Origin of the sequence: Geomicrobium sp. JCM 19038, from assembly GCF_000698125.1 — a bacterium.
Lineage (GTDB): Bacteria > Bacillota > Bacilli > Bacillales > Marinococcaceae > Geomicrobium_A.
This window is the reverse complement of record NZ_BAXA01000018.1, coordinates 13,549-36,643: the sequence shown is the minus strand read 5'-3', so window position 1 is coordinate 36,643 and position 23,095 is coordinate 13,549. Positions and strand designations below refer to the sequence as shown.

The 23,095-nt window shown below is 43.1% G+C and carries 25 protein-coding genes and 5 pseudogenes; 15 read left to right on the top strand and 15 right to left on the bottom strand.

All coding sequences use genetic code 11. The annotated features are described in order from the left end of the window. Window positions 1-94 precede the first annotated feature (94 nt). The 3 genes from pdhA to JCM19038_RS17835 are packed head-to-tail and all read left to right on the top strand — an operon-like array spanning window position 95 to window position 3,380. Window positions 95-1,147: a pyruvate dehydrogenase (acetyl-transferring) E1 component subunit alpha gene (pdhA, locus tag JCM19038_RS17845; protein WP_042420605.1), complete on the top strand. Its 1,053-nt coding sequence runs from the start codon at window positions 95-97 to the stop codon at window positions 1,145-1,147. After that, window positions 1,144-2,148, top strand: a complete 1,005-nt coding sequence (locus tag JCM19038_RS17840) for an alpha-ketoacid dehydrogenase subunit beta (RefSeq protein WP_042420581.1) — start codon at window positions 1,144-1,146, stop codon at window positions 2,146-2,148. The genes pdhA and JCM19038_RS17840 overlap by 4 nt, the downstream gene beginning before the upstream one ends. Before the next feature lie 11 nt (window positions 2,149-2,159). Then, entirely contained in the window at window positions 2,160-3,380 is a 1,221-nt protein-coding gene (locus JCM19038_RS17835) for a dihydrolipoamide acetyltransferase family protein (RefSeq protein ID WP_042420580.1), read from the top strand. 32 nt (window positions 3,381-3,412) lie between these two features. On the opposite strand, the gene JCM19038_RS17830 is transcribed toward JCM19038_RS17835, so the two are convergent. The 6 genes and pseudogenes from JCM19038_RS17830 to JCM19038_RS24005 form a co-directional block, all read right to left on the bottom strand. After that, the gene (locus JCM19038_RS17830) at window positions 3,413-3,826 is read right to left on the bottom strand and encodes a PaaI family thioesterase (protein ID WP_042420579.1); all 414 of its coding nucleotides are present in this window, start codon (window positions 3,824-3,826) and stop codon (window positions 3,413-3,415) included. A gap of 14 nt (window positions 3,827-3,840) precedes the next feature. Next, window positions 3,841-4,668, bottom strand: a complete 828-nt coding sequence (gene paaX / locus JCM19038_RS17825) for a phenylacetic acid degradation operon negative regulatory protein PaaX (protein WP_042420602.1) — start codon at window positions 4,666-4,668, stop codon at window positions 3,841-3,843. Between the two features lie 134 nt (window positions 4,669-4,802). After that, window positions 4,803-5,603 carry an ABC transporter ATP-binding protein gene (locus JCM19038_RS17820; protein ID WP_042420578.1) on the bottom strand — a complete coding sequence of 267 codons (801 nt, stop codon included), beginning with the start codon at window positions 5,601-5,603 and terminating at the stop codon, window positions 4,803-4,805. Continuing rightward, complete coding sequence (locus JCM19038_RS17815) at window positions 5,578-6,594, bottom strand: ABC transporter permease (protein WP_042359534.1); 1,017 nt, start codon at window positions 6,592-6,594, stop codon at window positions 5,578-5,580. Before JCM19038_RS17815 ends, JCM19038_RS17820 begins: the two co-directional genes overlap by 26 nt. A gap of 19 nt (window positions 6,595-6,613) precedes the next feature. Continuing rightward, a pseudogene (locus tag JCM19038_RS22050) lies at window positions 6,614-7,425 on the bottom strand (ABC transporter substrate-binding protein). Beyond that, a complete protein-coding gene (locus JCM19038_RS24005) occupies window positions 7,407-7,679 on the bottom strand; it encodes a hypothetical protein (RefSeq protein ID WP_052361943.1) in 273 nt (90 codons plus the stop codon). Before JCM19038_RS24005 ends, JCM19038_RS22050 begins: the two are co-directional and overlap by 19 nt. 369 nt (window positions 7,680-8,048) lie before the next feature. Between JCM19038_RS24005 and paaA the strand changes: the two genes are divergently transcribed. From paaA to JCM19038_RS24630, 7 genes are read left to right on the top strand one after another with little or no spacing between them, the layout of a single operon-like run. Further along, window positions 8,049-8,963 (top strand): 1,2-phenylacetyl-CoA epoxidase subunit PaaA, encoded by a 915-nt coding sequence (paaA, locus tag JCM19038_RS17805; RefSeq protein WP_042420577.1) that lies wholly within the window; start codon window positions 8,049-8,051, stop codon window positions 8,961-8,963. Further along, the gene (gene paaB / locus JCM19038_RS17800) at window positions 8,960-9,316 is read left to right on the top strand and encodes a 1,2-phenylacetyl-CoA epoxidase subunit PaaB (protein WP_042359532.1); all 357 of its coding nucleotides are present in this window, start codon (window positions 8,960-8,962) and stop codon (window positions 9,314-9,316) included. The genes paaA and paaB overlap by 4 nt, the downstream gene beginning before the upstream one ends. Further along, on the top strand, window positions 9,309-9,665 hold the full coding sequence (locus JCM19038_RS24000; RefSeq protein WP_238554486.1) for a Phenylacetic acid catabolic protein: 357 nt from the start codon (window positions 9,309-9,311) through the stop codon (window positions 9,663-9,665). The genes paaB and JCM19038_RS24000 overlap by 8 nt, the downstream gene beginning before the upstream one ends. After that, window positions 9,662-10,084, top strand: coding sequence for a Phenylacetic acid catabolic protein (locus tag JCM19038_RS23995; RefSeq protein WP_238554485.1), 423 nt, complete (start codon window positions 9,662-9,664; stop codon window positions 10,082-10,084). Before JCM19038_RS24000 ends, JCM19038_RS23995 begins: the two co-directional genes overlap by 4 nt. Before the next feature lie 31 nt (window positions 10,085-10,115). Further along, window positions 10,116-10,424 carry an EthD family reductase gene (locus JCM19038_RS17790; RefSeq protein ID WP_042420575.1) on the top strand — a complete coding sequence of 103 codons (309 nt, stop codon included), beginning with the start codon at window positions 10,116-10,118 and terminating at the stop codon, window positions 10,422-10,424. Next, the gene (locus JCM19038_RS17785) at window positions 10,417-10,938 is read left to right on the top strand and encodes an enoyl-CoA hydratase/isomerase family protein (protein WP_052361941.1); all 522 of its coding nucleotides are present in this window, start codon (window positions 10,417-10,419) and stop codon (window positions 10,936-10,938) included. The genes JCM19038_RS17790 and JCM19038_RS17785 overlap by 8 nt, the downstream gene beginning before the upstream one ends. Next, entirely contained in the window at window positions 10,919-11,206 is a 288-nt protein-coding gene (locus tag JCM19038_RS24630; RefSeq protein ID WP_052361939.1) for an enoyl-CoA hydratase/isomerase family protein, read from the top strand. Before JCM19038_RS17785 ends, JCM19038_RS24630 begins: the two co-directional genes overlap by 20 nt. 15 nt (window positions 11,207-11,221) lie before the next feature. Here JCM19038_RS24630 and JCM19038_RS17780 read toward each other — a convergent pair whose 3' ends face one another. From JCM19038_RS17780 to JCM19038_RS23975, 5 genes and pseudogenes are all read right to left on the bottom strand, one after another. Then, window positions 11,222-11,404, bottom strand: a complete 183-nt coding sequence (locus JCM19038_RS17780; protein ID WP_042420573.1) for a hypothetical protein — start codon at window positions 11,402-11,404, stop codon at window positions 11,222-11,224. Window positions 11,405-11,482: 78 nt separating this feature from the next. Beyond that, window positions 11,483-11,748 (bottom strand): annotated as a pseudogene (gene uraH / locus JCM19038_RS17775) (hydroxyisourate hydrolase). Between the two features lie 84 nt (window positions 11,749-11,832). Continuing rightward, window positions 11,833-13,318 (bottom strand): annotated as a pseudogene (pucL, locus tag JCM19038_RS25625) (factor-independent urate hydroxylase). Window positions 13,319-13,414: 96 nt separating this feature from the next. Next, complete coding sequence (locus JCM19038_RS17760; protein ID WP_238554482.1) at window positions 13,415-14,674, bottom strand: CdaR family transcriptional regulator; 1,260 nt, start codon at window positions 14,672-14,674, stop codon at window positions 13,415-13,417. 8 nt (window positions 14,675-14,682) lie between these two features. Continuing rightward, complete coding sequence (locus JCM19038_RS23975; protein ID WP_238554481.1) at window positions 14,683-15,021, bottom strand: PucR family transcriptional regulator ligand-binding domain-containing protein; 339 nt, start codon at window positions 15,019-15,021, stop codon at window positions 14,683-14,685. 157 nt (window positions 15,022-15,178) lie between these two features. On the opposite strand from JCM19038_RS23975, the gene JCM19038_RS17755 reads away from it, so the two are divergent. From JCM19038_RS17755 to JCM19038_RS17745, 5 genes are read left to right on the top strand one after another with little or no spacing between them, the layout of a single operon-like run. Beyond that, the gene (locus JCM19038_RS17755) at window positions 15,179-16,462 is read left to right on the top strand and encodes a M20 family metallo-hydrolase (protein ID WP_042420572.1); all 1,284 of its coding nucleotides are present in this window, start codon (window positions 15,179-15,181) and stop codon (window positions 16,460-16,462) included. After that, window positions 16,440-17,684, top strand: a complete 1,245-nt coding sequence (locus JCM19038_RS17750) for an alanine--glyoxylate aminotransferase family protein (protein WP_042420571.1) — start codon at window positions 16,440-16,442, stop codon at window positions 17,682-17,684. The genes JCM19038_RS17755 and JCM19038_RS17750 overlap by 23 nt, the downstream gene beginning before the upstream one ends. Before the next feature lie 2 nt (window positions 17,685-17,686). Next, window positions 17,687-17,824, top strand: a complete 138-nt coding sequence (locus JCM19038_RS23970) for a hypothetical protein (RefSeq protein ID WP_238554480.1) — start codon at window positions 17,687-17,689, stop codon at window positions 17,822-17,824. Beyond that, a complete protein-coding gene (locus JCM19038_RS24625; protein WP_255343398.1) occupies window positions 17,763-18,182 on the top strand; it encodes an amidohydrolase family protein in 420 nt (139 codons plus the stop codon). The genes JCM19038_RS23970 and JCM19038_RS24625 overlap by 62 nt, the downstream gene beginning before the upstream one ends. Then, entirely contained in the window at window positions 18,176-18,985 is an 810-nt protein-coding gene (locus JCM19038_RS17745; protein WP_255343397.1) for an amidohydrolase family protein, read from the top strand. The genes JCM19038_RS24625 and JCM19038_RS17745 overlap by 7 nt, the downstream gene beginning before the upstream one ends. A gap of 12 nt (window positions 18,986-18,997) precedes the next feature. Here JCM19038_RS17745 and JCM19038_RS17740 read toward each other — a convergent pair. The 4 genes and pseudogenes from JCM19038_RS17740 to JCM19038_RS17725 all read right to left on the bottom strand — a co-directional run bounded on the left by JCM19038_RS17740 (window position 18,998) and on the right by JCM19038_RS17725 (window position 23,077). Further along, a pseudogene (locus tag JCM19038_RS17740) lies at window positions 18,998-19,455 on the bottom strand ((2Fe-2S)-binding protein). Further along, window positions 19,452-21,721 (bottom strand): annotated as a pseudogene (gene pucD, locus JCM19038_RS17735) (xanthine dehydrogenase subunit D). The pseudogenes JCM19038_RS17740 and pucD overlap by 4 nt, the downstream one beginning before the upstream one ends. Continuing rightward, the gene (locus JCM19038_RS17730) at window positions 21,714-22,556 is read right to left on the bottom strand and encodes a xanthine dehydrogenase family protein subunit M (RefSeq protein WP_042420570.1); all 843 of its coding nucleotides are present in this window, start codon (window positions 22,554-22,556) and stop codon (window positions 21,714-21,716) included. The pseudogene pucD and the gene JCM19038_RS17730 overlap by 8 nt, the downstream one beginning before the upstream one ends. Continuing rightward, complete coding sequence (locus tag JCM19038_RS17725; RefSeq protein WP_193745163.1) at window positions 22,526-23,077, bottom strand: NTP transferase domain-containing protein; 552 nt, start codon at window positions 23,075-23,077, stop codon at window positions 22,526-22,528. The genes JCM19038_RS17730 and JCM19038_RS17725 overlap by 31 nt, the downstream gene beginning before the upstream one ends. Between the last annotated feature and the right edge of the window lie 18 nt (window positions 23,078-23,095).

Sequence of the window (23,095 nt, the reverse complement as noted above, 5' to 3'; positions counted from 1 at the left end):
CATAGTCCGATATAATATTGTGATACTTTTTCTGGACTAAGGAGGCGTCGTTTTGACAACATCCCTTTCTTCTTATCTCGATCAATTAGAACGAATGGACCATGACTATCCACTTCTTAGAATGATTCAACCAGATGGTAGTAAAGCATTTACTGAAGAAGAGTACGATGTAACATTACTTCTTTCGTTTTACAAACAAATGCTTCGAGCACGCATGTTTGACAGAAAAGCGATTAACTTACAACGTCAAGGTCGGATCGGCACATACGCTCCTTTTGAAGGCCAAGAGGCTGCTCAAATTGGGAGTGCATCCGCTCTTCAACAAGGAGATTGGATGTTTCCGACGTATCGTGACCACGCAGCAACGATGACCTATGGTCATTCATTAGAGACGATATTTCGTTATTGGAAAGGAAGAATCGATGGGTGTGTCCCACCTGCTGGGTTAAACATCTTACCTCCTTCCGTTCCCATTGCTACACAATTGTTACACGCTGTTGGTGCTTCATGGGCTGAACGTTTAAAAGGGCAGGACCGAGTTGCAATTGCCTATTTTGGAGATGGCGCTACTTCAGAAGGCGATTTTCATGAAGGATTAAATTTTGGAAGCGCTTTCAACACACCGACGATTTTCTTTTGCCAAAACAATCACTTTGCAATAAGTGTCCCGATTCACAAGCAAATGAAATCAAGAACGATTGCTCAAAAAGCATTCGCATATGACATTGAAGGCATTCGCGTTGATGGTAATGATGTACTAGCCGTTTACAAAGTAATGGCGTACGCAGTTGAAAAAGCACGTCGTGGAGATGGACCAACATTAATTGAAGCTGTCACGTGGCGTTACGGAGCACATACGACAGCAGATGATCCTACAAAGTATCGCGATCAAAGTATTAATGAAGAACGTCGCGATGAAGATTGTCTTCTTCGGCTCGAGCGATTCCTTCGCCAAGAAGGTGTCTTTGATGAGCAACAGATTGAAGATGCGACACATGAGATTGCGATGGAAATTGATGAAGCCGTAGAACGATTTGAGCGTGCAGAAGAGCCGAATCCACATGATATGTTTGACCATGTATTTGAAGATCAAACACCTTCACTGCGAGAACAACATCAACAGTTTCAAAAGGAGGTCACTTCATGACGAGTTCTTTACAACAAACCAAAGAATTAACGATGGTGCAAGCCATTACAGATGGATTAAAGATCATGTTAGAAGAAGACCCGACGACGATGATTCTCGGAGAGGATATCGGTGTAAACGGCGGTGTATTTCGTGCAACGGACGGTCTGCTTGAACAGTTCGGAGAGCATCGTGTCATCGATACACCTCTGGCTGAATCAGGCATTATCGGAACGAGTATCGGGCTTGCCCTTAACGGTTTTAAACCGATTGCAGAGATGCAATTCCAAGGTTTTATTTACCCTGCATTTGAACAAATTGTTTCACATGCTATACGAATTCGAACACGTACGCTTGGGGCTTTTACCGTACCGATGGTTATTCGCGCTCCATATGGCGCCGGCATTCATGCTCCTGAATTGCACTCCGATAGTATGGAAGCGATGTTTACACATCTACCAGGATTAAAAGTTGTTATCCCTTCTAACGCCTATGATGCAAAAGGACTGTTAATTTCTGCGATTGAAGACCCTGATCCTGTGCTGTTTATGGAACCGATGCGCACGTACCGCTCTACACGAGCGACAGTACCGAGTGAGAAATATTCCGTAAAGATTGGTGAGGCATCGACCCTTACAACGGGAGAAGACGTCACAATTCTTGCTTATGGCAATATGATAAGCCCTGCACTTGCTGCTGCTAAACAGGCAAAAGAGAACGACAATGTCAACGTGGAAGTCGTCGATCTACGTACGTTGTATCCTCTCGATGAACAAACGATTCTTGAATCGGTGGAGAAAACCGGAAGAGTAGTGATCGTCCATGAAGGACACAAAACGAGTGGGTTTGGTGCTGAACTCATCGCTTTCATTAACGATAAAGCACTCTTTTCTCTTCGAAATCCGATTGTTCGGGTTACTGGTTACGATGTTCACGTTCCTTTCTTTTCAATTGAAGAACATTATATCCCGAATGCAACACGCATCTATAAAGCCATTGAGACCGTGTTGCACGAAGAGTAGGAGGCTCATATATGTTTGAGATGAAATTGACCGATTTAGGAGAAGGCATTCATGAAGGAACGGTCGATACCCTATATGTAGGGGTTGGCGATGTTGTGACTGTGGACCAACCTGTTATTGCTGTGCAAACTGATAAAGTAACTGCCGACTTACCATCACCCGTTGCTGGAACGATTAAAGATATTGTCGTTTCCGAAGGAGACGTTGTCTCTCTAGGCGAAGTGATGGTAAAAATAGCGAGTCAAAATCAAGAGCAAGAAACGCTCACTACGAAGACAACCGAAAAGGCAACAGCAGAAAGCCAGACTGAACTACCTGCCACTCGATTGTTTCGTTTGCAAAATGTAAAAGCTGCTCCATTCACTCGAAAACTCGCACGTACGTATGGGATTGCCATTGAAACAGTGACAGGCACTGGAAAAAACAATCGAATTACGATTGAAGACATACGGCGTCATATAGAACAGCCTACGAGACCTGAAGACGAAGTTACCGCTACAACAGCAATCGAGGAGACGACTTTGCGCGAAAGCGCCCCCGTACGAACGTCCATACCGTATAAAGGTCGAAGAAAACAGATTGGCGCAAAAATGACGCAATCAGTCAAAGCAATCCCGCACGTCACTCACTTCGAACGAATTGATGTGACCGAGTTGTTGTCGTTAAAAGAATCTTATAGCCATCAATCTGGCGCAAGCTTATCCTTATCCGCTGTCTTCATAAAGGCAATCGCAATCTCATTGCATGACTTCCCCATCTTCAACAGTAAGCTCGATGAAGAGCGCGGAGAAATTGTCTTTCAAGACACGGTTAACATCGGGATGGCAACACACGCTGAGGAAGGGCTGATTGTGCCGGTTGTTAAAGATGTTGATGCACTTAGCATCCAAGAGATTCACAACCAATTCAAACAGTTAACAAAAAAAGCGCAAACAAACACGTGTGAGTTGAAAGACTTGCAAGGCGGTACCTTTACGATGAGTAACGTCGGACCGATCGGTGGCGTTTATGCAACACCTATTATTAATTATCCCGAGACAGGAATTCTATCCTTCCATAAAATTGAAGATACTCCTGTCGTTCGAGACAAAGAAATTGTTATTCGCTCACTACTTAATGTCTCCTTTTCCTTTGATCATCGGGTTGCAGATGGCTTTCATGCTGTCTCTTTCACGAACCGTGTAAAGGAATTGTTAGAACATCCTATGCACTTACTCGTAGCTCTCAAATAAAAAGCTTGCTCATCATTGATGGGCAAGCTTTTTTACGTAATAAAGATTGAGGACTGGCATGTAGCTGCTTTTTTGTCGTGTTGATAAAGCTCTGCGATGACATAAGCGACTCGTTTACCTAAGCGGTCTACTCTCGCATGAACCGTTACAACTCCTTCGGTAACCGGCCGATGAAATGTTGTATCTAAGTTAATTGAAGCAAACCCTTGATGATCTTCGAGCTTTGAAGCAATTGCGTACGCCATCATAATATCTGCCGCTGATGATAAAAAGCCTCCCATCACGACACCGTTTCCATTAATAAACGAATCGTCCACCGTCCAAGTTCCAGTTGATTCACCTTCGCTTGCTGCTGTAACACGAATGTTCATCATCGTATCGCACGGAGGTGGCTCAATCTCGCCGTTAGCAACACGTAAAAAATCACGAATTTCAAACCGCTTCATCGTCATCTCTCCTATCACACGTGCACAAGCAACGCTTCGTCATTTCCTTCAGAGAAGATCGTTTCAAAAAATTCAGTCGCAGGTTTAGTTAAAACATTGTAATAATCGGCAAATAAGACGGCTGCGTGACCACCTAACCAATCGTTTGGCAACAACTCTTCTGGTAAGCTCGGGTCTACGAATAGAAACTTCCGGTACTCATGAACAAGTTCTGTTCGTTCTACGAAACAAGCACCCAAGTCCATTTGTCCTCGCTCTATTTGATTTCTCGTAATAATGAATCTCTTGCTATACGCATCAATAAACTGACGATATTTCTCATTAATTTCTTCGATATCCCAACATTGTGTAACGAGTTCTTTTTGTTTTTCTGTTTGCTCATAATCGGAAACAAAGAAATGGATGTATTGCTCAATTTCATAACGTTCTTTCAATTGTTCAACTTCATCTTCTAGAGGATGAGGGGTAATCCAACAACTGTGTGTGAGTGAACCAAACCCACTCCACGATAGTTCCTTTCGCAGTTCATCTCGTAACTTTCGTTTACTTTCAGGTATGGAATAGATGAGCATGCGCCACTTCCCATCCCAATCTTCTTCGTGTTGCTTAAAAATTCTTTTACCTGCTTCTTTCATTCGTCTCGTACCTTGGGTGGTTAGTGAATAGTAGCTTCGATTTCCTTGCTTTTCAGCTTGGACCCATCCTTGCTTTTGCATTCTTGACATGGCAGCTCGTACTGCTTGTGCATTGTGACCAAACTCCTCGAGCAATCGTATTAGCGTACCAATCCACACTTTACTTCCATAATGTTGAATATAATCTCCATAAATCGTAAAGATCATCGATCTCGTATTTAATTTTTTCGTCAAGAAACTCCGATCCTTTCTTTACTAGAGCCCGCTACAGCGTTCATTATAGCAGAACCGTCCAAAAACAGGGAATGATCGGAAAATAAACTTCCGATCACCCCATTTTTTTAATGACTAAGAATTGCACGATCATTTGCCAGTTGATTGCCTTGAATTTTTTGGAATTCTTCTAGCAAACGCTCAACCGTTAATCGCTGTTTTTCTTCACCTTCTGCTTCAAATATAATTTGGCCTTTATCCATCATAATTAAGCGGTTGCCTAAGTCTAGTGCTTGTTGCATGTTGTGCGTAACCATAAGTGTTGTTAACTCATTTTTGCTTACGATTTCTTTCGTCTTGTCTGTAATGAGCTCTGCTCGCGAAGGGTCAAGTGCAGCTGTATGCTCATCTAATAGAAGTATAGACGGATCGGTAAACGTTGCCATAAGTAGCGAAAGTGCTTGGCGTTCACCACCTGACAAAAAACCAACCTTTGCATTTAATCGATCTTCTAGCCCAAGACCAAGCGATTCTAGTTGTTCTTTGAAAAACGTCTTTCGACTTTTTGTGACGCCTTTTGCGAAAAACGAACGTTTTCTCGTTCGGCTATAAGCCATTGCCATGTTCTCTTCAATCGTCATTGAAGGTGCTGTCCCTGCCATTGGATCTTGGAAGACACGGCCGATGAGCTTGGAGCGCTCGTGTTCTTTTAACCTTGTTACGTCTTTTGTATCGATTAATATCTTCCCAACATCAGGGGTTAGATTACCTGCGATTAAGTTCATAAGCGTTGATTTACCGGCACCGTTACTACCAATAACAGTCACAAAGTCACCGTCTTTTAAATCTAAATAGACGTTTTCTAGTGCTGCCTTTTCATCGGTCGTACCTTCATTAAACACTTTAAAGATCTGACTTAGTTGCAGCAACGGATTTCTCCCCCCCATATTGCTCTTTTATCTTACGAGCTTTGCGGTATTTACGCCTTCGCTCTTTGCCATTCTCAAGTAGCCTCGGTACGACAAGTGCGCCTATGACGATAATGGCCGTTATGAGCTTCATGTCACCCGTCTCAAGAAACCCTACGCGTAGTGCAAGTGCGACGACCATTCGATAGATGACTGCCCCAACAATAACAGCAATCGTAATTTTGAAAATCGACCCTTTTCCAAAGATCGCTTCACCGATAATAACGGAAGCAAGACCAATAATAATCATTCCGATCCCCATATTCACATCGACGAAACTACTATATTGTGTGACAATCGCACCGGATAAGGCTACAAAAGCATTGGAAATACCGAGACCTAAAATCTTAAGACGATCCGTATTCGCAGATAAACTGCTAATCATACGTGGATTATCCCCAGTTGCACGAATCGCAAGACCAACTTCTGTACTTAAGAAGAAATCGGTAAATAGCTTTACGACAATGACAATCATAATGGCAAACAATAAAATACCCCATGTTGAAGGTGTAAATGGTAGATTTAATGTCGTAAACAAACTCGTCATCCAACCATCAAACGGTAATGTCGCCCAAAAACTTTGAAACATCGTCATAATCGTATCTTCACGCATGAGCGGGATGTTCGGGCTATTCCCCATAATTCTTAAGTTAATCGAGTATAGCGCGATCATCATTAATATCCCGGATAGTAAAGGGTTAATCTTTCCTTTTGCATGTAACGTTCCCGTAATTGAACCGGCAATAAAACCTGCACCAACTGCTGCTAATGTGGCAAGAATTGGTGAGTAGCCACTTACAATCATAATGGCGGCTACAGCCCCACCTGTAACAAAACTTCCATCCACTGTTAAATCGGGGAAGTTCAAAACTCGAAACGATAAATAAACTCCTAGTGCCATAATTCCGTATATGAGTCCAAGTTCAACTGAGCCGAAAAGGGCGGTGAACATTCGACTTCACCTACCTAACTTATTCGTTAATTACGTTATCAGCAATTGAATCCCATTCTTCGTCCCAATCAAGCCCCATACGTTCTGCTGCACCCTCATTAAATATGAGTTCCAATTCTGGCGGGAATTCTACAGACAATGTCGCAGGATCTGCACCATTTACGAGAACGTCTGCAGCCATCTCACCTGTTTTGTAACCGATGTCGTAATAAGAGAACCCGAATCCAGCAAGACCACCGGCTGCAACTGAATCTAGCTCACCGACAAATAAAGGTAGACTTTCTCGTTCTGCAACACCAATTACTGCGTCAAGTCCAGAAACGACTTCATTATCAGTTACGATGTAAATCGCATCAATTGATCCGATTAAACTTTCCGTTGCACTTTGTACGTCAGCAGACGTTTGAACCGTTGCTGTTTCTACTGATATTCCTAACTCGTCAGCGGTTTCTTGAGCGATACTCACTTGGTACTCAGAGTTTTGTTCACCTGCGTTATATACCATACCGAACGTTTCAATGTCGAATTGTTCTGACATCAACTCAACCGTTTGTGAAATGGCATCTGGATGAAGGTCCATCGTACCCGTAACGTTTCCACCTGGCGCTTCTAATGTATCCACAAGTTGAGCCCTTCTGGGTCAGTTACAGACGTAAATAAAATTGGAATTTCAGAAGTTGATGTTGTCATAATTTGCGCCGCGGGTGTAGCATTTGCAAAAATTAAATCAACGTCATTTCCAACGAATGTATCTGCAATTGTTTGCAACACATTCATGTCCCCGTTAGGGTTTTGATCATCATAAGTAATGTCTAAACCTGCTTCTGCCAATGCGTCTTTAAACCTTCTGTCGCCGCATCTAACGATGGATGATCAGCGTATTGAACGACGCCAATGTCGAAGCTCTCTCCTTCACTAGCTGCAGCAGGCTCATCTTCTCCGTCGTCTTCAGCAACTTCTTCATCCTCAGTTTCTGTTTCTGTTTCTGTCGGCTCTGCAGGAGCTTCCTCTTCTGTGTCTCCACATGCTACGAGCATCGTTGCCGCAAACATCAATGTACCAGAACCAATCATCCATTTTTTCAATTTAAATCCCCCTTATTTACAATATTATGAAAAGTAGCGATAGAAATCTTTGCTACGTTTCTTAAACATAGTATGACATAATTCAGCAGCAATTTTAATCCTTTAAACGGCTAAATTCTATAATCTATGAGGAATTTTTGACTACGATTTATGAATAAGTTACATGGTAAAACTGGGTGTGTCAATAACGATTATTAAGTTTTTAATTAAAAAGTATTAATTTTCTAAACTTTTATTATTGATTTTTATATAACGTATGATAAGATGACGTTATAAAGACGTTATATAGGAGGATCGCTTCATGTACACTATTTAGAGCACCAAAAGGGGTCCAACACGAATGAAGATCCGATTCTTTACGAGAATTTTATGCAACGAATTGAGTACGGCGATAAGATTGAAGCGAATGACTGGATGCCTGCTGAGTATCGCGACACGTTAATTAAATTGATTTCAATGCATGGCATCAGCGAAGTTATGGGAGCGCTCCCAGAGAAAGAATGGGTACCAAAAGCCCCATCTTTAGAACGTAAACTTGCCATTATGGCGAAAGTTCAAGATGAAATGGGCCATGGGCAGTTACTTCTAAGAGTGACTGAGGATCTCATGAAGCCTTACGGAAGAAACCGCCAACATTTAATGGAAGATTTATTATCTGGACGATTAAAGTTTCATAATGTGTTCCATATGCCAACGAAAACGTGGGCTGATGCAGGAATGGTCGGTTGGCTCGTTGACGGTGCAGCGATTATTTCCCAAACGAACATGCTTGATGCATCTTACGGTCCTTATCAACGTGCATTGCAGCGCATTTGTAAGGAAGAAGTGTTTCATGCTCAACACGGGGAATCCATCATTATGGCACTTGCGGAAGGCACAGAAGACCAACGAACGATTTTGCAAGATTCGCTCAATCGTTGGTGGCCATCACTGCTCATGTTTTTCGGACCTGCAAGTGCAGAAACGACCGGCTCATCAAAACAAGAGATTACAATCAAATACAACATTCGTAAAAGTACGAACGAAGAGCTTCGACAAGCCTTTTTAGATAAGTACATGCCGCGCGTATTTTCACTCGGACTCACCGTCCCTGATGAAACGATGCACTATGACGACGTCCAAGAAAAGTGGATTTACCAACAACCGGATTGGAATGAATTTAAACAAATCATCCAAAACAAAGGACCACGCTCAAAAGAACGACTAAAAGTGCGTGAGATTGCCTATTCGAACAATAGCTGGGTGCGAGAAGCTTTAGCCGTTGCTGGAGGTGATCGTCCATGAGTGAACAAGATTTCTATCAAGAATTCGAAGTTTTCAGTCGCAAAAATCCGAGAAGCGGGTTGATGCATCAGTTTAGTCTACTAGCCCCTAATGAAGAGATGGCAATGATTCTCGCTCAAGAGAATTTTATGAGGCGTGAAGAAGTCATGGATATATGGGTCGTTCCTTCTTCTTCCATTCGTCACATGACTGACGAAGAGCGCGAAGCCCTTACCCAACGTATAGACAATAAGAATTACCGTACGACGAAAGCATACGGCTATTTACGAAAAAAATGGCAAGACAAAGAGCAAGGAATGCTTGATGAACAAGAGATTATGTCTTGGAAGGAGGTTAAAAAGAATCGTGGATAAACGTAATGAGGCACTCATTGATTTGCTATATCAATGTGCAGATGATGACCTGCTCGTTTCATTTCGAGGTTCTGAGTGGTTAGGTCTTGCTCCCCACATCGAGGCGGATGTAGCCTTCTCATCAATTACGCAGAATACGATGGGGCATGCGGTTTACTTTTATCACCTTCTTCAAGATCTTGGTGAAGGTGACGTAGACGTGCTTGCTCACGAGAGGCCTTCTGTTAAACGACGCAATGCCGTTTACCTTGAAAAGCGAAATGGCGACGGTCAGTACGACGAAGATCCTTACTTTGATTGGGCGCTTGCGTCGTACGCGGTTATTTTTATGAGACGTATAAACGAGTGAAGCTCATCTCATTCACCAACTCTTCTTATGAGCCGCTCGCCACCTGTGCTAAACGTATTTTACCTGAGCAGCGGTATCATCTCGCTTATTGGGAAGAGTGGATGAAGCAATTGCAACAAAGTTCTCCGACTGCCAAAGAAAAAATACGCACGAGAATTGAAGAAGCTTGGTCGCTGAGTTTGGACTTAGTTGACTTTGGTCAATACGAACAAACTCTTCTAATCGAAGGCTATATAAACGATCCAAATGAGCTAAAGCAACAATGGTTATCCGAGCTACAATCCAAAGTGAAGGATCTTCCAACACGCCCATTAGAACAAGTAAAGAATGGTCGAAACGGAGAGCATACGAAAGATTTGGATGATGCTCTGACAACATTATCAGAAGTCTATCGAACCGATCCAGTCGCTCAATGGTAATGAAATTAATTTATAGAAATGAGGAATTACAATGGCTAAATTAATCGCACTGTATAAGCAACCGGAAGACAAAGCAGCATTTGATGAACATTACTTCAACACACATGCGCCAATCACGAAGAAAATTCCTGGATTAAAAGAAATGAACGTTACGAAGTTTGTTGGTACACCGATGGGAAAAGAAAGCGATTATTACCTCATGTGTGAAATGGTTTATGAATCTCATAACGCCTTAAAAGCAGGACTTAAAAGCGATGAAGGCAAAGCATCTGGAAAAGATTTAATGAACTTTGCAGGATCTTTAGTTACGCTAATGATTGGCGAGGATGTCGATGAATAACGAGACGAAAACGACCGACGAACTTCTCGTTCAACTACGAGAGAACGTCTGCTACGTCACGTTTCAACGACCTACCTATTATAATGCATTCACACCAAGTCTATTGCAATCGCTTACAAGCATTATTGAAGACTCTGATCGAAATGATCAAGTTCGAGCGATTGTGATTACGGGTGCTGGCAAAGCGTTTTGCTCGGGTCAGGATTTAAAAGCAATGAAATCCGCAGAAACATACGATCAGTTGCTAGAAAACAACTATCATCCGCTGTTACGAGTCATGCGCGCGGCAAAGACACCACTTATTGCTGCTGTAAATGGTACCGCTGCTGGTGCAGGTATGAGCCTTTCGCTCGCTTGTGACTATCGCCTCGTTCATGCAAACACGACTTTTATTAGTGCATTTACAAACATCGGCTTAGTACCGGATGCAGGGATGATGTATGACCTACCACGCCTTGTCGGTTCAGCGAAGGCATTTGAGATCGCTACATTAAATGAAAAAAATCTCAGGTGAAGAAGCAATTTCTCTACATCTTGCCACTCGCTACATCCACGATGATTGGCAAGAAGGCGTTGAACAATTTGCAAAGACAATTGCGGCCATGCCTACTGAGGCCCTTCGATTAACGAAAGAGCTGCTCTTCGGTGGACTACAAGAAGACTATGAAACGTATTTGAATCATGAAGCACGCGCTCAGCTTAAAGCTGGTAACACAAGCGATCATAAAGAAGGATTAAACGCCTTCAAAGAAAAGCGAACCCCACAGTTTACAGGTCTGTAAGCTGTAGGGTTCGCCCTATTTTTGTTGCTTTTTCCTTTGGTGTCTTCTTGTGATACGTAGCGCTAAATTCGCAACTGCCATCGCAGCAACTAGCGTGACGAACAGTGCGGTTATGACTCCGAACACACTCGTATGCCAATTAAAAAACAACAAGTAAATGAGCGCAATTAATGGAAATAAGATGTCGAGCCACTTCACGTTAACACAGCCTTAGTATGTCTTTTCTATTAGAAAGTGTACTCGATTCCTTCATTCAACTCAACTGATTGCATTCATTTAGCTTCCTCTGTACGTTTGATATCCCCAAGGAGAGATTAATAACGGCACGTGGTAATGCTCATCTGGGTCGGTAATTTTAAAACGGATCGGCACCGTTTCATAGAACTCTGTTCGTTAAAATAATCCCCAACATGAAACTCTAATTCAAATACCCCTTCTTTAAGCTGTTCACCTTGCAAAAGAGGTTCATCGACTCGACCGTCATCATTCGTCCAAGCCTCTTGAAGGTATTCTTCTCGTTCACCAAGATTAATAGAATACAATTTAATGTGTACATGTTTCGCAGGTACACCGTTTGAGAGATCTAGAACGTGTGTCGTTACCTTTCTCAATTCTCTCTCCTCCTTTTAACGATGACTCTCCTCTACGCCAATGTTGGCAGTTTGTCGCTCGTTTTCTAAGTCCATCCGCGTCACTTGGAATCGTTGAAAACCATACGGCAAACGTGGTTCTGTATACACTTTGCCTTCAGAATCTGGTATTTGTTCAACAACTGTATCCCACGTGCGGTTCTGCGATTCAAAGCGAACGTCTTTTAATGAAGGAAAACGTTGCAACATCCGTAACCCGATGTGATAGATTAAGCTTTGAATGGATGGTGATGCGGTTTCGTGAAAAACTGTACTCGCAATGTCTTTTACTTGCTCGTGAGCAACGAATCCACCTCTTCTTCTCCTAGTTCATACGTCCACCCTATGTTCAAATAAATAAAAAGCGGTCGATTTCCATCTTCCGGTAATGTTGTATACTCATCACGAATAAAACCGACAAACGAATTGTCTTTCACTTTAATCAACTGCAAATCCGTGAGCTCACTGACCTGCTGTACAATTGCTATTGCCCCTTCACGACGTTCCATATGAATGGACGCTTTCAACTTTTCGTTTCTAGACTTCTTGTACACAAGATCACTAATTTTCGGCTCATCATTCTCCGTTGTAACAGTTGCCTCAAATGGTAATAAATCTGCCGTCATCTTGACCGTCTCAATATGAGCATAGTGTTCAAGAAACGCATGAGCGACATAGTATACAAATTGCTCAGCCGTTGTACCGGAAAAAGTTGCTAAATGCCGTTGAATAAAGTTCTTCATTGAATCCGTTGCAACGACCTTCGAGTTGTCTCCTTCAGTAAATGAAGATAAAAATTCCTTACCCCCTACTTCTACCGTCACATCTATTCCAAAAACTGTATTGTCCCGCTCTTTAAATGACGATTCAGGGATTTGTCTACTTGCTACAACGGGCTCCATAAACGTACGATAAGCAAAAACATTCCCTTTTCCATACGTCATCATTTCTCTCTCGTCCACGATGATTCCCTCCTCGATACTTGTTAACCTTGAATTCGATCGCATAAGCGAAAGTAAGCAATTTTATAGACTTCCTGTAATGCAGTTGAGACTTCTTCTTCTTTCGTTAACAACAACCTTCTCTGAATCGCTTCAACAATCGCGTCTTTTGATTGACCTTTAACCGCTTTAATAAAAGGAAACCCAAACGTTTCCACATATTGCTCATTTAACTGTAAAAACGTCTCGTACTCCTCATCACTTAATTGATCCAATCCGACTTTGCGCTGTTCCGCAACTGACATAGGTGCCATCTTTTCTCGTGCCCCGAGCTTTGGGTGAGACCGAATTAACGTTAATTGATCCTCAAACTCCGCTTCTTCCACACTTATCACCATACGTTCATGCACTTCTTCAACCGTTTTATAAGGTCGATTGTCCGCAGCTTCCTCAGCTACCCACGGTGAATGTTCAAAAACGTCCGATAACGTGTCCGTAAAAAAGTGAGTGTCATTTTCATTTAACTGTTTCAAGGTTACCAATTCGAACACTCCTTTCGTTCCTTTCATCGTAGGAGAGGAAAGACAAACTGTCTTTGTGTACATCGTCTAAAATTATTCCCTAAAATTAGAACATGTTTACAACGAAGCATTCAATGTAGGATGGATTCGAAAGGCAATTCTCAACTGCAGCGTCGTTTCAGGTTCGTTAACTTTTTTACCAAGTAAATCTTCAATTTTTTCTAGACGGTAAATGACGGTGTTACGATGAACATACAAGCGATTGGCAGTCTCGGTAATCTGACAATGCGTTTCTAAATAAACAGCTAACGTGTGTAACAAGTCAGGGTCATCAATTCGCTGTAACGTATACTCACAGAAACTACGCAAATCTTCACCTGGGATCATTCGCAATAACTCGCTAACATCTTTCGTATGATACGCTTGAATAAATTGGCGATTGCCTGATAATAGCCCGGAGTTCAGGGCATTTAGCGCTTCTGAATAGCCTGCTTTTACATCGAGAAATTCATGACAAATGTTACTAATCCCAAATGACACGGACCGACCCAGTTGTTGAATGACATGATCTTGAATCATCTCTACCATCATTCGTGTAGGCGAATGCCAGTCACTCGGATGGACTTCACCTGTTTCCTCAGCGAGAATACAACAATAATTGCCATTCATAAAGAAATAGGTTGGAATTGCGAACATCGCGAGCTCCTCTTCAATTAACGCAAATACTTTCTCAACTTCAATAACGTTTTGTTTAAAACCAAGTGATGCCTCGCGGGCATCCATTTTTCCTACAAAACAGCTAAATTGGTGATTGTTGTAAATGTCGAACTCTTTTGCTCGGCTAAGCACCTCGTCATTGGTTAGAAAAGCATCGTCTAAGTAATTTTTAAAAAACTCGTTGCGCGCACGTTGCGTATATTGTTTGACTGCGTTCTCTTTCATCACTTCAAAGGCAATCACATTCGTTGCTTGTTCTAACGTTAAAATCGTCCGATGCGTTAAAGGTGCATCACTTAAAACGACTAACATCCCTTTAGTAACGTTGCTCATCTCTACTGCAAATGCGGTAACGACTTGCTTACTGTCGATTAGAGAAAAGTACGTATGATGCGTTTGGGACAAAAAGCACTGCTGTTTTCCACTAATGGACTTATTCAATGTCTCTAAGTTCGAGTGATCTTCCCCTGATGTTGCAACTAAAATTGATTGATGATTCAGTAAATAAACCGGAAGACTCACAACGTCTGACACTGTTGTTAGCAAGTGACTTAACCCTTTTCCGCTCATCACACTTTCAGAAAACGTTTGATGCGCCGCCATCGCTTCTTTCATCTCTAACGTTTGAACGTTTAAAATCGCGCTTAGTGTCTGATTCACGATCGATCCTAATCGGACGTGAAAAGGCAATTCAATAATTGGAAAATGCAAGGCATCCGCATATACCTTACGTCTTCTGGAATGGATGCTAGAAAACGTTTCGTCTTAATTCCGAGTCCAGCACAACCTCTTCGCGCCATTTTTTCGATTAATTGTTTTAGACTCGTTGGATCTTCTTTGAAATGATATGCCGTTGTAATAAGAAGCTCGTCTTGCTTTAAATAGTCAGCGATATCAGGTGCGTCCATCATATTGACATTTTCGACATTCCGCCAAAGGCCACTACTTCCTGAAATAACGTCTGCTTCTTGAAAAATCGGTAATTGTAGAATGTGTCCGAGTTGCATGATGATCGCCTCCAAACAATTGGTTATGTTGTACAAGAAATCGAAAGAAAACTCACGAAACATCTAATGATTTCCTCACATCATACCAGTAAACTAGAAAAAACGAAGATAGTATGTAAGATCACCTAACAAATTGTTCGAGTGAAGGAGGCAAAACTTGAAACAACAATCGCTATTGAATCAATCAACGACGGTCCAATCCATACTTGATTGGCTTCATACGTTCGGTAAATCGAGTGATACAGGGAATACGAGGCTTCTTTATTCGAACGATTGGATGAATGCCCAGAACGCGTTATTTGACCAATTCCAGCAATCAAGCTTAACGCCGTACTTTGATGATGTAGGGAATTTATTCGGAAGAGTAGAAGGTATGAACAGAAATCATAAAGAAGCCATACTCGTCGGCTCCCATATTGACACGGTGATTGACGGTGGCAAATACGACGGGGTGTATGGCATTGCCGCTGCTTGGATTGCGGTCAAAGAACTTCTTGAACAACACGGAAGACCACTTCATACGATTGAGGTCGCTTCATTGTGTGAAGAAGAAGGTAGTCGCTTCCCTTTAACATTTTGGGGGTCAGGAAATATCACAAACAAACATAAACAGATTGTATCGACTGAAATTTTCGACCACGAAGACGTATCACTGTACAGCGCAATGATTGAAAAAGGATTCGGGCTCGGTCGCTATCCACAGCCTTATCGAGGAGACTTGTCACACTTTTTGGAGGTGCATATTGAACAAGGCAGTGTCCTCGAGCAAGATCATCAAGACATTGGCATTGTACAAAGCATCGTCGGACAACGCCGCTACACGATTGTCGTGAATGGCAAGAGTGATCATGCCGGAACAACACCGATGAATCGAAGAGTCGACGCCATGGAAAGTGCTGCAAGTCTTATGACTTCGTTTACTCAGTTCGCTCGTCGTCTAGATGACGACTTAGTGAGTACTGTCGGTAAAATTGAAGCGAAACCGAATACCCCAAACGTCATTTGCCATCAAGTGACGTTTTCACTCGACGTTAGACACCCGAGCGTTACAACCCTTGACTTGTACGAACAGGAAATGAACACCCTTATCGCTCAATTAGAGCGAGAAAAACGAGTCAACATTCATGTGAATCGTTGGACGAACGTCCAACCAGTCAATATGGATGATTCACTTGTTGAACTTGCCTATAAAGAAAGCGAACGACTCAACTATCAAACCAAAATTATGCATAGTGGTGCTGGACATGATGCTCAAATCTTCGGGACTCATTGTAAAACGTCGTTATTGTTCGTCCCAAGTAAAGACGGCATTAGCCATTCACCGAAAGAGTTCACCGCAGAGCATCATTTACGTGCAGGCGTTAACGTCTTAAAATCAATGATTTATACACTTGCCTACGAGAAAAGGAGCTCTTATCATGACGAATTACCTCTCTCCTAAACGAACGATAATGACACCTGGCCCGGTTGAAGTTGACCCTGTCGTATTGCGAGCAATGTCTGCTCCAATCCTTGGTCAGTTTGATCCTGCGTTTACGAACATCATGAATGATACGATGCACATGCTTCGTTCACTGTTCCAAACGAAAAACCGTTGGGCTTTTCCGATCGACGGAACGTCACGATCAGGCATTGAATCTGTACTCGCAAGTGTGGTATCCCGTGGGGAAACGGTCCTTATTCCTGTGTACGGTCGTTTCGGTTATTTATTGCAAGAAATTTGTGAACGGTACGGGGCAAATGTTGTCACGATCGAGCAACCGCAAGGCACTGTCTTCTCACAAGCAACGATCATTGACGAGATTTATCGCATTCGCCCCGATGTCGTTGCAATTGTTCATGGCGAAACGTCAACAGGATGTATGCAACCGATCGATCAGATCGGTCAGGCTTGCCTTAATGTGGATGCGTTATTTATTGTTGATGCGGTTGCAACAATTGGAGGCACAGAAGTAAACGTAGATGAGTGGCAAATCGATGCTTGTATCGGCGGTACGCAAAAGTGTTTGTCGGTTCCTTCTGGCATGGCACCGATTACGTATAACGAACGCATTGAAAGCGTGCTACAAAAAAGAAAAAAAATCGAACGCGGAATTGCAACCGACGATGACTTGCAAACACCTCAACAAAACAACATCATTCCGAGCAATTACTTTGACTTGAGCCAACTTCAAGAGTATTGGGGTCCAAGACGACTTAATCACCATACGGAAGCAACGTCGATGCTCTATGCACTCCACACTGGTTTAACGATGGTACTGAATGAGGGATTAGAAGAACGCTTTGAACGTCACCGCACTCATGAAGCCGCTCTTATTGCAGGCATTCGTGCTTTAGGTTTAACGTTGTTCGTTCAAGAAGACTATAAACTGCCAGTCGTTACGTGTGTCAACGTTCCAAAAGGCATTGATGCAGATCAAGTTCGAACGTTTTTGCTTGAGCATTTTGGCGTTGAAATTGCCAGTTCCTTCGGCTCTTTACACGGAAAGATTTGGAGAATTGGAACGATGGGTGCGAGTTGTCGAAAGGAAAATGTCCTTTTTGTACTAGCAGCACTTGAAGCTGCACTCACTTACTATGGCGTTAATTTATCTAGAGGAAATGGCGTTCAGGCAGCGCTCACCTATTACGAAAACCAAGCCAGCAACAAGGAGCGTGTGTAGATGTGTATGATCTCATCATAAAAAACGGCGTTGTTGTGTTGCCACATGAAGTGAAGAACGTCGACATCGGCATCCAAAATGGTAAAATTGTTGCCTTATCATCATCTTCAAGTAGCAAGCAGCCCCGTCTACAATGCTGAAAACTGTTACGTGTTGCCTGGTGTCATTGACGCCCATGTACATCTCAATGAGCCAGGACGGGATCATTGGGAAGGGTTTACGACTGGATCACAAATGCTTGCTGCTGGAGGGTGTACAACCTACTTTGATATGCCGCTAAACAGCATTCCTGCAACGGTCAACGAGAACGCTTTTCATGAGAAGAAAAAAATCGGTAGTGAGAAATCGATCAATGACTTCAGACTATGGGGCGGACTAGTTCCAGGTAATCTTTCTGAACTCGCTTCCCTTCATAATCTCGGCGTAATTGGCTTTAAAGCTTCCTATCACCATCAGGAACAGAAGAATTCGATCACACGGACGATGAAACATTGCTAGAAGGAATGCGGGAAATCGCTCGTTTAGGGAGCGTTCTTGCTTTACATGCAGAAAGCACACCGATCATTGAACACTTAGAACGTAACGTGCACATTGAAGATCAGGTTCAAGCTTACTCTCACATGCGCCCCATTATCGCTGAAAGTGAGGCAGTCAAACGTAGCTTATCATTCGCTGAACTAACCGGTTGTGCCTTGCATTTCGTCCATATTAGTAATACAAGTACGCTACAACTCATTCAAGAAGCCAAACAACAAGGCCTGAATATTACCGTTGAAACGTGTCCCCATTACTTATTGTTCAATGATCAAGCGATGTATGAACACGGGGTTCACGCAAAGTGCGCTCCACCGTTACGTAATGAAGAACATCGAGCGCAACTCGTTCAAGCACTCGTAGATGGACACATTGACTTTGTTGCATCAGACCATTCACCAAGTCCAAATATGTTAAAACAAACAGGCAGTTTCTTTACGGCTTGGGGTGGCATTAATGGTGGGCAATTTACGTTGCTTAGCTTACTTGAACTTACGGAGACGACATCATTAACCATTCAAGATGTCGCCCAGTTAACAGCTACAGCACCCGCCTCACGTTTCAAACTTACTCGTGATCGTGGAAGTATTGAAGAAGGAAAACTCGCAGATCTTGTTGTCGTTAACAAGGACAACAATGATGCTATTACAAAAGAAACGTTACACTCTAAGCATAAAGACAGCCTCTACCTCGGACATCGATTTCCTCATCGTATTAAAGAAACCTTCTACCGTGGTCAATCGATCTACAAAAGTAACCGTCCGTAAATGTACGGACGGTTACTTTTGTTTTCTAATTGCCGCTCGTACGGCACGTTTAATTCCTTCATACCCTGTACAGCGACAAATATTCCCGGACAACCCTTCAACAATTTGCTCATCACCAGGCTCAGGATTTTCTGAAAGAAGTGCCTTTACAGCCAGGACCATGCCAGGTGTACAGTACCCACATTGAAAACCGCCTTCTTCCATAAATGCAACTTGGATTAGATCTAGCGACCCTTTCCCAACGCCTTCGATCGTTGTCACAGAGCTCCTTCTACCTGATACGCCATGAGTAAACAAGAATTAACGAGCTCTCCATTCACTAACACAGAGCATGCTCCGCAACGACCAATTCCACATGATAACTTCGTTCCAGTTAAGGATGGTTCACCATGACGAAGTACGTCAGTCAGTCGGTCAGTCTCATTCGCCTGAATAGACACACGCTCACCGTTTAACGTCATGCTAATCATTTGTGGCTTACAATCGGTTGCTCGTTCTCGAACTCGTTCCACCACGTAGCACCTTCCTTTTCTAAAGCCTGAAGAATCGTTAAAGGATCAACAGGTATTTTGTTTATCCAAATGCCGAGTGCATTATGAATTGCTTTCGTAATCGCGGGAGCGACAGCTACGGTACCGATTTCACCGACGCCTCGTGGCCCGTGTACATCTCCATCTGGAAGCTTCTCAATGGCATCTACCGTTAACCTTGGTACATCGGAAATTGTTGGCAACATATACGTATCAAAGTTCCGTTTCAAATAGTGCCCTTGCTCCATTCCCATGTCTTCCATAATTGAGTAACCAAGACTCATCACACCGCCACCTTCAATTTGACCTTTATAGCCAAGCTCATTAACGACCTCACCTGCACTAATCGCTTGATGCAAATGAGTAACAGTCAATTGGCCGGTAAGAAGATCAACTTCAACGGCTGCTAAAACCCCTGCAAACGTGTACAAATAATGCCCACCGTCAACTTCATCTGGTGTTGTCGGAAAATCAAACGATGTCTCCACGACAACTTGATCCTCATGATGCAGCTGTTTACGTAACGAACGATAGGTGAGCACTTGTACCTCATCCTTGTAAATTCCCCCTGTTCCTAGACGTAATTCATCCTTAGGCTCACCGGTGATTATTGCTGCTTTTTCACAAAGCTTTTCTTTAAACTCCTGCTTCATTCGCTCAAGGGCATGCCATACCATACTCGTCCCTCGGGATGCCGTTGTTGAACCTGAATGTGGAACTCGGTTCGTATCACCAATCGTAATTGTAATGTCATCTTCATCACATTGCAGTGCTGCTATTGTTAATTCTTCAATGACCGCAACGATTCCTTGACCGACCTCTTCAAAGCCAAAAGAAACGTCGATTTTTCCCTCATCGCTTAAGGATAACCTTCCTCCAGCACCGTCTAAGCGCCCAAAGCCTAATCCCCCACCGTGCATGGCCATCGCAATTCCTACACCTGTGCGAACAAACGGATGGTCTTTTTTGAATTCAAGTTGATCTTTTAATCGTTCGACATTCTCAAGCACGTCACTTGCACCGGTTGTCGGTACGATCCGCTGCTCGAGTGGTCCTAGATCATGCTCACCACGCAAATTCAGCTTGCGTAATGCCAAAGGCACATCCCTACCTGCTCAGCAAGACGATCCATTTGGTTTTCTAGGGCGAACGTAATTTGGTTACCTCCGAACCCTCGAAACTCTCCAGACACGGCATTGTTCGTCAACACCGATGTGCCATCGACCGCTACGTGTTCAAAACGATATGGACCGGCACTATGCTCTACTGCGAAATCCAATATTGCGGGTCCAAGCGTTGCATACGGACCTGTGTCAGCGACAATTTTGACATCGTGCGCGATTACTTTTCCCGTTTCGTCTGCCCCTGTTTTAACCGTAATTGCCATCGGGTGCCGCTTAATGCTTGAAATGACTGATTCAGCACGAGTTTGATGGAGTTTTACTGGTTTGTTCGTTTTTAGTGCCAAAAGTGCTGCGTACGGTTGAACGTTTAATTCATCTTTCCCTCCAAATGAGCCTCCCATCGGGCTTGAGACGATGCGAATGCTCTCTTTAGGTACATCAAGAATACGAGACAATTGAAATTGATCTTTAAAACCGTGTTGCGTTCCCATATAGACCGTAATGCCACCATCTGCCTCAGGTATGACAACACCACCTTCTGTCTCCATATACGCATGCATCTGTCTTGGAACGTGATACGTTTCTTCAACGACCGCCATACAGTGCTTAAATCCTTCGGCCACATCCCCTTTTGTAAAACTCTTTTTATACAACACATTTCCGTCATCACGCAGTTTTGGTGCGTCTTTCGCTAAGCTTTTCGCCGGATCGTCAAGTACAGGCAAAACATCGTATGTTACGTCAATACGCTTTATCGCTTCTTCAGCGACTTCTACGCTTGTCGCTGCAACAGCCGCAACCGCATCACCGATAAAACGTACGGTCTCATCACAAAACACAGGTTGATCAGGAGTAATAATGCCATAGCCATTGACGCCAGGTACGTCTTGATGTGTAATGATTGCTTTAACTCCTGGAAGCTCTTTCGCTCGCTCTGTACAAATTGAACGAATTCGCGCATGAGGGTAGGCACTTCTTAACACTTTCGCATACAACATTTCTGGAAAAGTTCGATCGGTTAAATACGCTAACTGTCCTGTCACTTTGTCGTTCCCATCCGGTCGTTTGCGTGATTTACTCAAGAGATCCCTCCGTTCGGTTGATCAATTCTGAGATGAATAGATTCTTCGTAACCATGCGTTGATACGTCGTTGCTGTTTTGATACGTGCCAATTCCTCATTTAAAGATTCACTCACCTTTTGAATGACACTCTTCGTTAGTTTATGCCCTCCGAGTACTCGTTCGGTTGTTCGTAAACGAATTGCAGCCCGCTCACCGTCACTAAAGACAAGACGTACGTTGCTTTGAACACGTTGTTTGTCGATGCTAATCATGCTTGCAACCGTTAACTGTGACTTCGAAAATGACTTTCGAAAGCCAACCTTTTGATAAAAAAATGATTCGATCTTTACTTTCGGTATATGAATCTGTGTAACGATAGGCTCATTTACTTTTAATGAAAGGAAGTCCGCGACTGAAACGGTCCGTTCTCCATTTTCTTCAACGATCGATACCGTTGCCCCGAGCGCAATTAGTGCCGGAATCGTATCGCCACACGTGTACATTAAATTCCCACCGAGCGTAGCCCGGTTTCTCACCGCCTTAGACGCGACTGTTGGAATCACGGTCTGCAAAAGCTCGACGCTTGCGCATTGATTCAGTGGTGTCGCCGCCCCTATAAGTACATAATCTTCTGTCTCTTCAATTCCAAATAACGATGGAATACGTTCCAAACTTATCAATTGTTCAGGCAACTCGTTGCCTTGCTCACGTTCTAATTGAATGAGGGTACCACCAGAAATAAACCGACTAGACTTAGGAAGTTGCGCCTTTAACGCTAAAGCTTCCTCAATAGAATGTGCGATTCGGACTACGGTATTTGCTTTTACGGTATGCTCTGTTGACTGATTAACCATGTATACTCTTCCTCTGTATCAATGTCATACGCTTCACTGCTTTCATTTATATTGAGACTCATTCCAGTAAGCATCGGCAATAGTCTCCTGGCACCGACGTCACCTTCAAGCTTCATTAAGTCTGGAAAGACTTCTTTCGAAAATAAAAGGGGCGGTTGTGTACGCCCTTCCACATTTGTACCGATATACTGAACACGCTCCTTTATCGCAGCCTCCATCATCGCATTTAGATGATGCATTCGTAGAAATGGTTGATCGGCCAACATAATCATCACTGCATCTGCACCACGTGTTATCGCAGCTTTAATCCCGGTAACAATTGAATGCGCCTGCCCTAAAGGAGCATCACAACACGTGACGGATTGGAATTGACCTTCACATGATGAATCGACCCATTCTAGATGATCTTCCGCTCGTTTTACGATCAAGACTTCATCCAGGTTACTTTGAAGTGCGACTTTTAATGCAACCGAACCGAGTGTCGTATTGAACAAAGGAAGGGCTAATTTGTTTCTTCCCATTCTTGAGCTACTTCCCGC